The sequence below is a fragment of the Streptoalloteichus tenebrarius genome (genome assembly GCF_024171885.1).
Lineage (GTDB): Bacteria > Actinomycetota > Actinomycetes > Mycobacteriales > Pseudonocardiaceae > Streptoalloteichus > Streptoalloteichus tenebrarius.
Window position 1 is genome coordinate 81,353 of sequence record NZ_JAMTCP010000011.1, and the last position, 12,437, is coordinate 93,789.

A 12,437-nucleotide genomic window follows, 5' to 3' on the forward strand; every position below is an offset into this window, starting at 1 on the left:
CGGGAGTAGGGAGAACGTCGTGTCGATTGTCCGTTGCGTTCCGTGGGCGACCCCGGCGGCGCTGGGGCTCGCCGGTACGGGCTGGACCGGCCTCAGCCTCCTGGTGGGCGCGGTCGTGCTGGCGCTGACCGCGCTCGTGGTGCGGTCGCTCCTGCTCCACCTGCGCGCCGGGGAGTGACGCGGTGGAGGACCCGTCCCCCTGGGCGTGGCTGCTGCTGGCCCTGCTCCTCGCCTGGCCGATCCACAACCTCGTGCTCGCCGCGTTCGCCTTCCGGACGCCTCGGCCGCGCCCCGTGGAGTCGAGGAACGCGCCGCATTTCTGGATCATCGTTCCCGCGCTGAACGAGGAGCTGGTCGTCGAGAACACCGTCCGCGCCGCCCTGGCGCTCGACGCGCCCGAGACCCCGGTGCGCGTGCTCGTCGTGGACGACGGCTCCGACGACCGCACCCCGGAGATCCTCGCCTCGATCGACGACCCCCGGCTGACGGTGCTCCGGCGGGACCTCCCCGAGGCCCGGCAGGGCAAGGGCGCCGCGCTCAACGCCGCCTACCGGGTGATCCGGGAGATCGCGACGCGTGAGGACACGGCCTCCCGGACGGTGCTCGGCGTGATCGACGGCGACGGTCGCGGGAGCCTGAACCTGCTGCGCGAGGTCGCCGCGTTCTTCGCCGACCGCTCGGTCGGCGCCGTGCAGTGCCGGGTGCGGATCCACAACCGCCGGCCGGTGCTCGGCCTGCTCCAGGACGTCGAGTTCGCCTGTGTCGCCGACACCGCGCAGACCCTGCGCGACCTCGTCGGCAGCGTCGGCCTCGGCGGCAACGGACAGTTCACCCGGCTCGGGGAGCTGATGCGGTTCGGCGACCACCCGTGGTCGGACTGCCTGGTGGAGGACCTCGAACTCGGACTGCGCCTGCACCTCGCTGGCGTGCGCGTCCGCTACTGCCGGACGGGCTGGGTCACCCAGCAGGCCGTGGTCGACGTGCGGCGGCTGGTGCGCCAGCGGACGCGGTGGGCGCAGGGCAACCTCCAGTGCGTCGGGTACGTCCCCCGCCTCGCCCGTTCCCGCAGGGTCGGCAGCGTGGCCCTGGTCGACTTCCTGCACTACCTCCTCACGCCGTGGGTGACCGTGCCGATGTCGGTGCTGGTCGCCGTCCTGGTGGCGCTGACCTGCGCGGGGCTGGTGGTGCCCACGGCGGGGTCCCCGTTGCTGGCCGCGAGCGCCGACGTGCCGACCGCGTTGGGAGTGATCGCCGCGGCGGCGATGAGCCCTGGTCTGCTGTGGGCGGTCGTGCACCGCGTGCGACTGGGCGAGGCGGGTCTGGTCCGCTGCCTGCTCGCCGGCCTGTCCTACCCGGTGTTCCTCCTGCTCGGGGTGGTGGCCACCTGGCGTGCGCTGGGCCGGCACGTCCAGGGGCGTCAGGCGTGGGCCAAGACCGAGCGGCTCGTGGAACTGCCCGAGTCGTCGCCGCTGCCCGAGCTGCCCTGACCCCTCGCGCCGTCCCGGCGGGACGCGGTGATCACGGCGGGCGCATGCCCTGCCGGCCGTGCCCGCCCGGTCCCGTTGGGACGTGCGCGGCCCGCCACCACTCGTGCCCTGTCTTCCTCTTCTGAGAGGGTATGACGGACGGATAGGGCACTTCGGGGAAGTGGGGTCGCCGTGCGTGAGGAGCTGTTCTCCGTCGAGCAGGTCGCCGAGAAGCTGGGCCTGCACGTCCGCACCGTCCGCAACTACGTGCGGGACGGCCGCCTGAAGGCGGTCCGCATCGGCAAGCAGTACCGGATCGCCGCCAGCGACCTCGCCGAGTTCACCGGGCTGTCCGGCTCCGAGCGGGCCTCGACCTCCCGGGACGTCGAGGTGACCAGCGTCGTGCGGATCGAGGGCGTCGACGCCGCCGACGCCGACCGGCTCGCCACGCACCTGCTGGCGTCCGTGCAGACCCGCTCCGGCGACGGCCGGACCCTGCGGATCGAGACCAGCCACGACCGGGAGCGGTCCCGGATGCGGATCATCGTGCTCGGCGAGCCCGAGCTGACCGCGGACGTGCTGCGGCTGATCGCCGCGCTGACCGAGGCCATGACCTGAGCGGGCGCCGGCGGCGGCGCGGCGACCACGGCGACCGGGGACCCGGCCACCGGAGACGGCCGGGGCGGCCCCGCCCATGCAGTCCACATCGGACGATGACGCCCGACTAGGCTGGCGGCCATGTCCGGTGCCATCCGAGTCCGCTTCGCCCCGTCCCCCACAGGCATGTTCCACGTGGGCGGCGCCCGTTCCGCCCTGTTCAACTGGGCGCTCGCCCGACGGTCCGGCGGGCGGTTCGTCCTGCGGATCGAGGACACCGACGAGGCGCGCAACCGCCCCGAGTGGGTCGAGGGCATCATCAGCGCGCTCGCGGCGATCGGGATCAGCGACCAGGACCCCGTGTTCGAGGGGCCCTACTTCCAGTCCCACAACGCCGAGGCGCAGCGCGAGGCCGCCCGGACGCTCCACGCGCAGGGCAGGGCCTACTACTGCGACTGCACCCGTGAGGCGCTGGTGGAGCGGACCGGGTCGCAGCAGCTCGGCTACGACGGGCACTGCCGCGACCGCGGCCTGGAGCACGCGGAGGGCCGCGCGCTGCGCTTCCGCACCCCGGACACCGGGGTGACGGTGGTGGACGACGTCGTCCGGGGCCGCACGGAGTTCCCGAACAACGCGATGGAGGACTTCGTCGTCGCCAGGGGCAACGGCACCCCGGTGTTCATCCTGGCCAATGCCGTGGACGACATCCGCGAGCGGATCACGCACGTGATCAGGGGCGAGGAGCACCTGTCGAACGCGCCGAAGCAGCAACTGCTCTGGGAGGCGCTCGGGGCCGTTCCCCCGGTGTGGGCGCACCTCCCGGTGATCGTGAACGAGAAGCGGCAGAAGCTGTCCAAGCGTCGCGACAAGGTGGCGCTGGAGGACTACCTCGCCGAGGGCTACCTGCCCGAGGCGATGGTGAACTACCTGATGTTGCTGGGCTGGGGCCCCGGCGACGACGTGGAGATCCGGCCCTACGCGGAGCTGGAGGAGCGGTTCCGGCTGGAGGACGTCAACAAGGCCCCGGCCGCGTTCGACGTGAAGAAGCTCGCGGCGTTCAACGGCGAGTACATCCGCGCGCTGGACGAGGACGCCTTCGTCCAGGCATGCCAGCGGTGGCTGACCGCGCCGCACGCGCCGTGGGAGCCGGAGGCCTTCGACGAGGCGGCGTTCCGCGCGGTCGCCCCGCTCGCGCAGACCCGACTGTCCGTCCTCAGCGACATCACCGCGTACGTGGACTGGCTGTTCCTCCCGGAGCCGCCCGAGGACGAGGCGTCGTGGACCAAGGCCATGAAGCCGGGGGCGGAGGAGATCCTCGCGTCGGTCCGCCGGCGCTGGGCCGAGGTCGACTGGACGGCGGAGGCGCTCAAGGCCGACCTGGAGGCCGTCGCCGGGGAGCAGGGCCTGAAGCTGGGCAAGGCGCAGGCTCCGGTGCGGGTCGCGGTGACCGGCCGGACCGTGGGCCTGCCGCTGTTCGAGTCCGTGCAGGTGCTGGGGCGCGAGCGCACCCTCGCCCGCATCGACGCCGCCGCCGCCCGGCTGGCCGCGCAGGACGCCTGATCCGTTTCGTCGCGGTGGCCCCGCACCGGTGGGGCCACCGCGACACCGGCTCCACTGCCAGGGGAACCCCGCCCAGCGGCACGGTCTCCCTGTTGTCGCGCACTGTCCTCCGACTGTCCCCCGACTGTCCTCAGTGGACGAACTTCCGTCGGGTTGCGCGTTCGCACCGGGCCTGTTCGGCGGTGATCAGGAGCGGCGGGCGGTCAGGATTGGTCCCGGCCTCGTCAGGTCAGGACGACACAACCGCGCCGCTCCAGCTCCGTCACCAGCGGCTGGTCCGGGTCGATCTCGTTCCACCGCAGGTCCAGCTTCTCCAGCGACGGCATCCGCGCCACCCAGTCCGGCAGGTGGTGGAGGCGGTTGCTCCGCAGGTCGACCTGCCGCAGCCGGGGGAGGTCGGCCAGCGGTTCCGGCAGCTCCGTGATCCTGTTCTCCCGCAGGTCGAGATGGCGGAGTTCGCGGAGTCCGGCGACCGACGGTGGCAGGTCGCGGAGCTGGTTGCCGCGCAGCCACAGTTCCCGGAGGTTGGTCAGTTCGCCGATGGTGTCGGGCAGGGACGACAGGCGGTTGTGCTGCGCCCGGAGTTCCACCAGGCCGACCATTCCGCCGAGGGTCCGGGGCAGCTCGGTGAGGGCGTTCTCGCCGACGTTGAGATACCGCAGCCGTCTCAGGGCGCCTAGGGAGTCCGGCAGTCCGGTCAGCCGGTTGTCGTGCAGGTAGAGACAACCATCGAGTTCGGTCAACTCGCCCAGCTCCTCGGGCACCGACGTGAGCAGGTTGTGACCAATGTCCAGTGTGGACAGTCGGTGGAGGCGGCCGATCTCCGGCGGCAGGGCCGTGAGCCCGTTGTCGGCGAGGATCAGCACGCGAAGGTCCGTGCGGTGCCAGACGGACTCGGGGACCGCCCCGAGCTGATGACGCCAGAGGTTCAGTGTGGGGCGCACACGGGCGATTCTTCCACCCTTGATCCATGAAGCTCCGACAACATCAAGTATCCCCCTCGCGGTTGTTGTTTCGCTGAAAGGTCAGTGGGCGGCTGCGCCTCTGTTGTGGCGGCTCCTGACGACGGATCAGTGGCCGTAGGCTGGTAGGTCGATGTCGAACCGGGCCACGAGGCCGGATGGGGGCTGGTTCGGAGATCCCGCACCCGCTCGTTCTCGACAGGTGGGGCATTCGGGCCACAGCCAGTGCGGATACTTCGGCAAGCCTCCGCGGGCCTCGATCTCCAAGCCGCACAGGAGCATCACGGTGAACCCGTCCGGGACCTGTGGTCCGGCGTAGGCGTGTCGCTGTTCCGCATGGGGCTGCCACGTCACCGGGATCAATGGGGGCCTCCCGCGTGTTCGTGACAGTCCTGGACCATGTCGTTGATCGCGAGGACGGCTAGCATTCTGAGACCCGGGAGCGCGCCCGTGGCCATGGTGATCACGGCAGCCTGCCCGGCACGACACGCAGGCTATTGAGCAGATCCCTGTACCGCGCCAGCAGTTCTCGTCGGCCAGACACAATCCCTCCCTGCTAGTCCGAGAAGGTTGGGAGCGCGCCATCCCCACCCGGACAAGCGGAATCAACGAGTGGGGCGGCGCGCGACGGCGGGGTCTCATCGCCAGCCCGAGGGGAAACCGGGGAGCGGGGCAGGCGATCAGCGTCCCTGCCGGGACGTGACCGGGGTCACGGAGAACGACCGTAGAAACAACGAGACCGCCCTCGTTTACAGTGGGTAAACGAGGGCGGTCTTTCACTCAAACGGCGCAGCTACACGCCGACCCCGATGCGGTAGGCCAATCCGCGCAGGTCGCGGCCGCCAGCGTCACGTCGCGCCGTGGTCAGCAGGCCCACCACGGCCTCGCGCACGAAAGCGTTGTTCCGCACCTTCTGCGGGGCGATCTGTTCGGCGTGCAGGATCGCCGCCAGACCGCGTTCGCTGTGCCGCCTGTCTGTCAGCAGGGCACGTCCGTAGTCGATCCAGAACTGCGCCTGCCGGCTCTTGGAGACACTGGTCGGGCGCATCCGCGAAGCGAGTTCCGCGGCCTTCGCGCCATCGCCGAGTTCCAGGCCGACGGACACCTTCCAGATGTTCGTGTTCTCGCGGCCGAAGTTCGTGTTCATCCACGGCGACACGTCGGCCTCGATGGTCTCCGCGAGGTTCGCGGCCTCCGCCAGATGCGTGTGGGCGAGGTCGTGTCGCCCAGTGGTGGCGGCGGCCAGCGCGGCGGTGAGGTTCGCCAGACCGCGGGTCTCGACACGGGCTCCGGGCATGTCCGCCACCGCGGCGGCGAGTTCGTACTGTCGGGGACGGTTGTTGCCGGACACGACCTGGGCGCGCTGGTAGGCCGCATAGGACAGCCACACCGGATCGTCCAGTTCCTCAGCGACCTGCCGCATCCGCTCCGCGGCGAGGGTGGGCAGCCCCTGAACGCCAAGGTCATGGGCGAGATAGGCCGCGGCCTTGTAGGTGCACATCAAGCCGATCAGAGCCTTCACGCGGTGGGATGTGTTCACCGCTGCCAGTAGCTCCTTGGTCAGCGCTGGCACGAGTCGGCTCTGGGCGGCGTAGTCGGCGTTCGCGCGCAGCACCGCGTTGAGCTGATCAACATCTGCCTGGATCGCGCCCCATTCCCGTACCTTGACATCCGGGATCTCACCAACGCGCCAGCCGGAGAGCACGGCGGTCAGCTCGGGGATGCCGGCGTGCGCCTCATCGGATGCGGCATCGTGGGGTGCGTAGGGCTTGCCGAGCAGGTCGGTCGGCGACACCCGCAACGCCTGGGCCAGCGCCTCCAACGTGGTGCGCTTGGTGACCGCTCGCTGTCCGCGCTCGATCAAGCTCAGGTAGCCCTTGGTTATCCCGGCGAGTTCCGCGGTCACCGTGACACTCATCTTGCGCCACGCGCGGATCTCCCGGACCCTCTGCCCGATCAGGGCGGCCTCATGATCCATGAGCTGCTTCTTCCTCTTCGCGGGACCGCACCTCTGTCGCGGGAAGCCCCCAGCCCACAGGGGGCTGCTCGCAACGAAGACGCATAACCAACCCTAGGGCGCACTCGATGAGGAAGGCAGCATTCGTTCGTCAACAGGGCTTGTGCACCACCCGTCGACCGGCTGCCACTCCACACACCTCGGCCGGAGCCCACCGGTCTCGTGGAACTCGTGCACAGCCGCCCGGAGTTGGTCGAGGGCGATGGCCGCGTTGGCGATCTCGATTGCGGGTGGATCTCCACTGCGGAGGTCATGGCCGTCGCCTTCCTCTGTCGATGTGCGTTCCGGCGGCGGCGTGGATGACCAGGGTCTGCCCGGGAGTCAGGATCTTCGGAAGCAACTGCCGACAGCCGAAGCGTTCCTTGTCGACCATCGACGTAGATCCCGGTGAGGATCGCGGTCAGGTGGTCTGGGTCAGCTCGGGGACCACCCGGCGGGTGCGCCAGGCCACGAGGGCGGTCAGGAACACGAGCAGGCTCCCGAGCCACAGCACCGCTGGCAGGCTGACCCGGTCGACTACCACGCCGCCCACGAACGCGCCCAGGGAGATGGACAGGTTGAACATGGCCGCGTACAGGGCGGAGGCGGGTTCGGTGGCCTCCGGCGCGGCCCTGAGGACCCACGTCTGGAGGGTCACCGACACCCCGCCGTAGGCCAGCCCCCACAGGACCACCAGCGCGATCCCCCTGACCGGGGTTCCGCCCAGCACGGGGAGAACCGCCATGACGGCGGCGAGCGACACGCTGATGATCACCACGGTGCGGAGTGTGTCGCGCCCGCCGACGGCGCCAGCGACGAAGTTGCCGACGATCCCCGCGACGCCGTAGCCCAGCAACACGGAGCTGATCAGGTGCTCCGGCGCGGTGGAGATGGTCTGGAGCGCGGGGCTGACGAAGGTGTAGGCCGTGAACTGCCCCGTGATCATCAGGAAGGTGGCGACCACGGCCGCTCGCACACCCGCGTTGCGCCACTGCGCGACCAGAACACGCACCCGGACCGGGTGTTCGGCGGGAAGCTTGGGCAGCAGGAACAGCAGGCCGAGGAGTAGCAGCAGGCCCAGCCATCCCATGGCGGCGAACGCGGTGCGCCAGTCGGTGCGCTCGCCGAGCAGGGTGCCGACGGGCACGCCCAGGACGTTGGCGGCGGCCACCCCGCCGAAGATGATCGAGGTGGCGCGGGGGACGGACCGGGGCGACACCAGGCGGACGGCCAGTCCGCCCGCGATCGACCAGAAACCGCCGATGCTCAGCCCGACGAGGACGCGGGCGACGAGCAGCAGCGCGTAGTTCGGTGTCACGGCGGACACGAGGTGCGCCGCCGCCATGACGGCGATGAGCCCGACCAGCAACCAGCGGCGGTCCGTGCGGCCGGCCGCCATGGGGACCAGCGGCGCGGCGAGCGCGGCCACCAGTCCGGGCACCGTGACCATCAGGCCGGCGGCCCCTTCCGACACGTGCAGGGAGCCGCTCACGGAGGTCAGCAGCCCCACGGGGAGTTGCTCGGCGGTGACCAGGGCGAAGATGCCGAGGGCCACGGTGGCCACCGCGAACCAGCGGGCGGGTGGGGTTCTCTCGTCGGTGGAGGGCTGGTCGACAGCGGTCATCTCTCACCTCGGATCGTTGGTCGGCGAGGGTCGGGATCGGGCCGCCCACGCGGGGCGAATTCATCAGACGTCTGACGAAAGCGCAGCCTAGCGGCGGGTCACCCTGGGGAGACAGGACAAGATCGGTGAGGTCGGTCATAAGACGTATGACGCTGGGTAGGGTCGCGGGCGAAGGAGGGCGCCCATGTCGTTTCGCCGGATCGACGGCTCCTCGCGCGTCAGCGCGGTCGCCGCCCAGCTCCACGAGCAGCTCAGCAGCGGCAACTGGGTGGTCGGGCAGCGCATCCCGCCCGAGGACAAGCTCGCGGAGGCGCTGAACGTGAGCCGGCCCGCCGTGCGGGAGGCGATCCGGGGGCTCGTCCAGCTCGGCATCCTGGAGGCCCGCCAGGGCGCGGGGACCTACGTGCGCACCACGGCCGACCCCCTGCCCCTCCTGCGTCAGGTCCGGCGGGCCAAGGTGCGGGACATCGTCGAGGTCCAGCTCGGCTACGACATCCAGGCCGCCCGGTTCGCGGCCGAACGCCGGACCGAGGACGACCTGCGGCGGCTGCGCGACCTGCTCGCCCGGCGCGACTCGGCGGAGACGGGCTCGGACCCCGACGACTTCGCCGCGCAGGACGCCCGGTTCCACCTCGCGGTGGCCGAAGCCGCGCACAACCCGGTCCTCCTGGAGCTGTACCGGTACTTCCTCCGGCTGTTGGAGGAGGCGCTCCACGACCTGCGCGCCGACCAGGAGCTGCCGAGGTGCGGACTGGAACCGCACCGCGCGCTCGTGGACGCCATCGAGGCACGTGATCCCGACGGCGCGGAGAGGGCGGTTCGGCGCGTCGTCGAACCAGGCCTCACGGTGCTCAACCAACTCCTGGACTGACCACGACGCGTCGCGTCCTGACCGCCACCGCCCTGTGCCCGCGCCCGGTTCGTGATCGCTGGCTGCCTCGCGTGCCGAGCCTCGTCAGCGTCGGGTCTCCCACCGGGCGTGCGTGTCAGCGCGGGTCGGGTCGCTGCGGCTCCCGGAGGACGTCGACGGCGGGGCGGCCCGGCGGAAGACGAGCGAGGAGCCCGTCGACGAAGGTCGTGACGAGAACGCGGAAGAACTCGTCAGGGGTGACGTCGGGCAGGCCGGCGTGGGCCGCGCTGAGCACGGGATCGGCGGCGATGACCGACAACGTCTCCCTGGTCTCCGCCTCCACCGCGTCGGGGTCGGTCACGGCGAGCGTCTCGCGCGCCTCCTCGGCGGCGATGAGCCCGAGGGAGATGGTGGCCACCGCACTGGCCAGGACGACCGAGGCCGAGGGGTCGTAGCCGCGGCGGCCGAGGGCCGCGACCTCGGCCGCGAGCAGCCGGGTCCCTGACGTTCCGCGCGGGAACATCCGTTGGAGGTAACCGGCCGTCCCGGGGTGGGCGAGGGCGAAGGCGCGCAACCGGACGGCGAGGCCGACGAGGTGGGCGGCGACGGGTTCGGCGGGGTCGTCGACGAGGGCAAGGTCGGCCAGGATCGCCTCTCCCACCAGGCGTTCCAGCGCGAGTCGGCTCGGGACGTGGCGGTAGATCGCGGCGCTGCTGACGCCGAGTGCGGCGGCCACGCCCTGGATCGACAGCTCGGGCAGCCCGATCCGCCGGCCGGCGTCGATGATGCGGTCCGGCGTCACCTGGGCGACGCGGCCGCCGGTCTTCGCGCGTTTGCGGGGGGAGGGGGGAGTGGGCAACGGAACCATCCGGGGAGAGGGAAGGCTTGTCTAAGTTATGCCCCCTATCTTAGATTGGCGGGGCGTGTGGGGCAGGAGTGCGACCCGAGGGTGCGGTTCGGTGCGCCCAGTCGAGGTCGTTCCGTCGCCCGACCGCCGCGCCACGGCCGTGGCGCACGCTCGGGGACCGGCGCCATGCGGGTCTTTCCGGGCCCACATCCGTCACGCAGGACGAGGGGGCGCCGCTGATGGCCCGCACGAACCTGTCAGCCACCCGCATCAAGCCGGAGACCGCCGAACTGCTGACCCTGCGCGTGCTCCGGCGCGAGCGGATCTCACCGCACTTCGCGCGGGTCACCCTGGGCGGCGGCGAGATCGACCGCTTCGCCCCGATGGGGTTCGACCAGTGGTTCCGCCTGGTCATCCCGGTGTCGGACACCTCGCTGACCTGGAAACCCAAGAAGTTCAACGCCTTGGCCCTCGCCAGGTACCTGACGATGGCGAAGGCGACGCGTCCGGTCCTGCGGAACTACTCGGTGCGGGCCTACCGCCCCGACGGGCCGACCGGGCCGGAACTCGACGTCGACTTCGTGCTGCACGGTTCCGTCGCCGACGGGACCGCCGGACCCGCGGCCACCTGGGCCCAGACCTGCGCCGAGGGCGACGTCGTGGCCATCCTCGACGAGGGCATCGGGTTTAACCCGCGCTCCTCGCTGCGGCGGGTCCTGCTCGTCGCCGACGAGTCGGGGCTGCCGGCCGTGGCGGGCGTCCTCGCCTCCCTGCCGCCCGACACGCGGGGCACGGCGGTGATCGAGGTTCCGTCCACTGAGGACAGACAGGCGCTCTCGGCCCCCGCCGGCGTCGAGGTGCGCTGGCTGGTGCGGGACGGAGGAACTCCCGGCCAGGCAGCGTTGGCGCACGCCAGGCGGATGCCCCTGCCCGACGAGCCGTTCTACGGGTGGGTCGTCGGCGAGTCCGGCCTCGCCGTCGCGCTCCGCCGGCACTGGGTCAACGCGGGCGTGCCCAAGGGCGACATCATGTTCTGCGGGTACTGGAAGGCGGGGCGGGCGCATTGAGCACCGGCGACAGGGCCGGAGGGCACGGCGACCACTCCTTCGGCGTCAGCTCGTTCGTCACCACGGAGGACGGTCGACGGCTGCACTTCATGGCGCGCGGCACCGGTGACCCCACCGTGGTGTTCGAGTCGGGGATGGGGTTCTCCCGGTCGACGTGGGGGCTCGTCCAGCCGGTCGTCGGCCGGCGGGTTCGGGCCGTGGTGTACGACAGGGCGGGGATCGGGCGCAGCGACGCCGACCCGCGCCCGCGCACCCTGGATCGCATGGCCGGCGACCTCGGCACGCTCCTGCGCGCGCTGGGGCCGGGTCCGTTCGTCCTGGTGGGGCACAGTTGGGGCGGCCCCGTCGTCCGGGTCGCCGCGGCGGCCGACCCCTCCCGCATCAGGGGACTGGTGCTGGTGGACCCGAGCGACGAGAACTGCGACCTGTACTTCACCCCCTCGGCGCGGCGGGGACGCGCGTGTTCCCGACTGGTCCTCCCGGTGCTGGCCAGGCTCGGGCTGTACCGGCTGTTGGGTGGCGGCGCGGGGCGGGCGCAACCCGCGGACGTGGTCGCCGACCACCGTCGCGAGGACTTCACCGTGCGGGCGGCGCGCGCCCTGCTCGCCGAGCTGGCTCCGTTCGCCGACGAGCTTCGGCGCCTGCGGAGGCAGCGGCCCGAACTCGGGGACATCGAGGTCAGCGTGATCACTGGCGCCCGGTCCTCGCGGTTCGGGCGGACCCTCCGCACCGCGATCAGCGAGGCGCACCGCCGAACCGCCGCCGCGCTGCCGAACGGGCGTCTCGTGGAGGCGCGCCGGTCCGGCCACCTCGTCCTGTTCAGCGAGCCCGAGGTGATCGTCGGCGAGATCCTGCGGATGGTGGACGCCGACCCACAGGAACCTCGGCGGGAGTGACGGCTGACCGACGGGACTCCTTCCCACCCGGGACGAGCTGATTTCGGGCGTCACCGCACAGTGCTGACGGAGCCGCGCGGACCCTCCACATCGATCCATCCACTTTGAAGCGTCCATATCGGATCGGAGGCGTGGCCCCTGACCCGCGGCGGCGTGCGGCCGGGGTGTGGATGCGGCTCGGTCCGTGCTCCCGCGCCGGTCAGGCGGTCAACGGAGTTCCGACAGCCGGCCGACGAGCTGGTCGCGCACGGCGACCAGCTCGTCGATCCGTTGTTGGAGCACGGCCAGGCGCTGCTCGAAGACCTCGATCTTGGGTGTGGGATCGGAGCACGAGTGGGGGCCGACCGGCTCGGCCCGCAGGCAGCCGTTGAGCAGGCGCAGGTCGTCGGTGGTGAGCCCGGCGGCCATGAACAGCCGGATGTTCTCCACGACGCGGACGGCGTTCGCGTCGTAGGCGCGGTACCCGTTCGCGGTCCTGGCGGGCTGGAGCAGCCCCTGCTCCTCGTAGTAGCGCAACGCCCTGGTCGTGGTGCCGGTCACGCGGGCGAGTTCCCCGATCCGCATGAGTGTTC

At 71.5% G+C, this 12,437-nt stretch carries 13 protein-coding genes; 7 read left to right on the forward strand and 6 right to left on the reverse strand.

Annotated features, from left to right (window positions below):
• Positions 1-19 precede the first annotated feature (19 nt).
• The 4 genes from LX15_RS12740 to gltX all read left to right on the forward strand — a co-directional run bounded on the left by LX15_RS12740 (position 20) and on the right by gltX (position 3,623).
• Positions 20-178, forward strand: coding sequence for a hypothetical protein (locus LX15_RS12740; RefSeq protein WP_253669760.1), 159 nt, complete (start codon positions 20-22; stop codon positions 176-178).
• Positions 179-182: 4 nt separating this feature from the next.
• Positions 183-1,487: a glycosyltransferase family 2 protein gene (locus LX15_RS12745; protein WP_253669761.1), complete on the forward strand. Its 1,305-nt coding sequence runs from the start codon at positions 183-185 to the stop codon at positions 1,485-1,487.
• Between the two features lie 171 nt (positions 1,488-1,658).
• Positions 1,659-2,084 carry a helix-turn-helix domain-containing protein gene (locus LX15_RS12750; RefSeq protein WP_253669762.1) on the forward strand — a complete coding sequence of 142 codons (426 nt, stop codon included), beginning with the start codon at positions 1,659-1,661 and terminating at the stop codon, positions 2,082-2,084.
• Between the two features lie 120 nt (positions 2,085-2,204).
• Entirely contained in the window at positions 2,205-3,623 is a 1,419-nt protein-coding gene (gene gltX / locus LX15_RS12755; RefSeq protein ID WP_253669763.1) for a glutamate--tRNA ligase, read from the forward strand.
• A gap of 224 nt (positions 3,624-3,847) precedes the next feature.
• Here gltX and LX15_RS12760 read toward each other — a convergent pair whose 3' ends face one another.
• The 4 genes from LX15_RS12760 to LX15_RS12770 form a co-directional block, all read right to left on the reverse strand.
• Positions 3,848-4,567, reverse strand: a complete 720-nt coding sequence (locus LX15_RS12760; protein ID WP_253669764.1) for a leucine-rich repeat domain-containing protein — start codon at positions 4,565-4,567, stop codon at positions 3,848-3,850.
• 811 nt (positions 4,568-5,378) lie between these two features.
• The gene (locus tag LX15_RS12765; RefSeq protein WP_253669765.1) at positions 5,379-6,563 is read right to left on the reverse strand and encodes a helix-turn-helix domain-containing protein; all 1,185 of its coding nucleotides are present in this window, start codon (positions 6,561-6,563) and stop codon (positions 5,379-5,381) included.
• Positions 6,564-6,656: 93 nt separating this feature from the next.
• Positions 6,657-6,827: an Imm1 family immunity protein gene (locus LX15_RS33545; protein WP_372502695.1), complete on the reverse strand. Its 171-nt coding sequence runs from the start codon at positions 6,825-6,827 to the stop codon at positions 6,657-6,659.
• Between the two features lie 175 nt (positions 6,828-7,002).
• A complete protein-coding gene (locus LX15_RS12770) occupies positions 7,003-8,205 on the reverse strand; it encodes an MFS transporter (protein ID WP_253669766.1) in 1,203 nt (400 codons plus the stop codon).
• A 184-nt stretch (positions 8,206-8,389) separates the two neighbouring features.
• Between LX15_RS12770 and LX15_RS12775 the strand changes: the two genes are divergently transcribed.
• A complete protein-coding gene (locus tag LX15_RS12775) occupies positions 8,390-9,076 on the forward strand; it encodes a FadR/GntR family transcriptional regulator (RefSeq protein ID WP_253669767.1) in 687 nt (228 codons plus the stop codon).
• Between the two features lie 115 nt (positions 9,077-9,191).
• On the opposite strand, the gene LX15_RS12780 is transcribed toward LX15_RS12775, so the two are convergent.
• A complete protein-coding gene (locus LX15_RS12780; protein WP_253669768.1) occupies positions 9,192-9,923 on the reverse strand; it encodes a TetR/AcrR family transcriptional regulator in 732 nt (243 codons plus the stop codon).
• Between the two features lie 218 nt (positions 9,924-10,141).
• Here LX15_RS12780 and LX15_RS12785 point away from each other — a divergent pair, with 218 nt between their 5' ends.
• The gene (locus LX15_RS12785) at positions 10,142-10,969 is read left to right on the forward strand and encodes a siderophore-interacting protein (RefSeq protein WP_253669769.1); all 828 of its coding nucleotides are present in this window, start codon (positions 10,142-10,144) and stop codon (positions 10,967-10,969) included.
• Positions 10,966-11,865 (forward strand): alpha/beta fold hydrolase, encoded by a 900-nt coding sequence (locus LX15_RS12790; RefSeq protein ID WP_253669770.1) that lies wholly within the window; start codon positions 10,966-10,968, stop codon positions 11,863-11,865. The genes LX15_RS12785 and LX15_RS12790 overlap by 4 nt, the downstream gene beginning before the upstream one ends.
• Before the next feature lie 207 nt (positions 11,866-12,072).
• Here the strand turns inward: LX15_RS12790 and LX15_RS12795 are convergent, their stop codons facing one another.
• Complete coding sequence (locus LX15_RS12795; protein WP_253669771.1) at positions 12,073-12,429, reverse strand: MerR family transcriptional regulator; 357 nt, start codon at positions 12,427-12,429, stop codon at positions 12,073-12,075.
• Between the last annotated feature and the right edge of the window lie 8 nt (positions 12,430-12,437).

Bases quoted from the DNA above. Each gene is read 5' to 3' on its own strand.
- LX15_RS12775 (WP_253669767.1), top strand. From the start codon at position 8,390: ATGTCGTTTCGCCGGATCGACGGCTCCTCGCGCGTCAGCGCGGTCGCC.
- LX15_RS12770 (WP_253669766.1), bottom strand. From the start codon at position 8,205: ATGACCGCTGTCGACCAGCCCTCCACCGACGAGAGAACCCCACCCGCC.
- LX15_RS12765 (WP_253669765.1), bottom strand. From the start codon at position 6,563: ATGGATCATGAGGCCGCCCTGATCGGGCAGAGGGTCCGGGAGATCCGC.
- gltX (WP_253669763.1), top strand. From the start codon at position 2,205: ATGTCCGGTGCCATCCGAGTCCGCTTCGCCCCGTCCCCCACAGGCATG.
- LX15_RS12780 (WP_253669768.1), bottom strand. From the start codon at position 9,923: ATGGTTCCGTTGCCCACTCCCCCCTCCCCCCGCAAACGCGCGAAGACC.
- LX15_RS12795 (WP_253669771.1), bottom strand. From the start codon at position 12,429: ATGCGGATCGGGGAACTCGCCCGCGTGACCGGCACCACGACCAGGGCG.
- LX15_RS12785 (WP_253669769.1), top strand. From the start codon at position 10,142: ATGGCCCGCACGAACCTGTCAGCCACCCGCATCAAGCCGGAGACCGCC.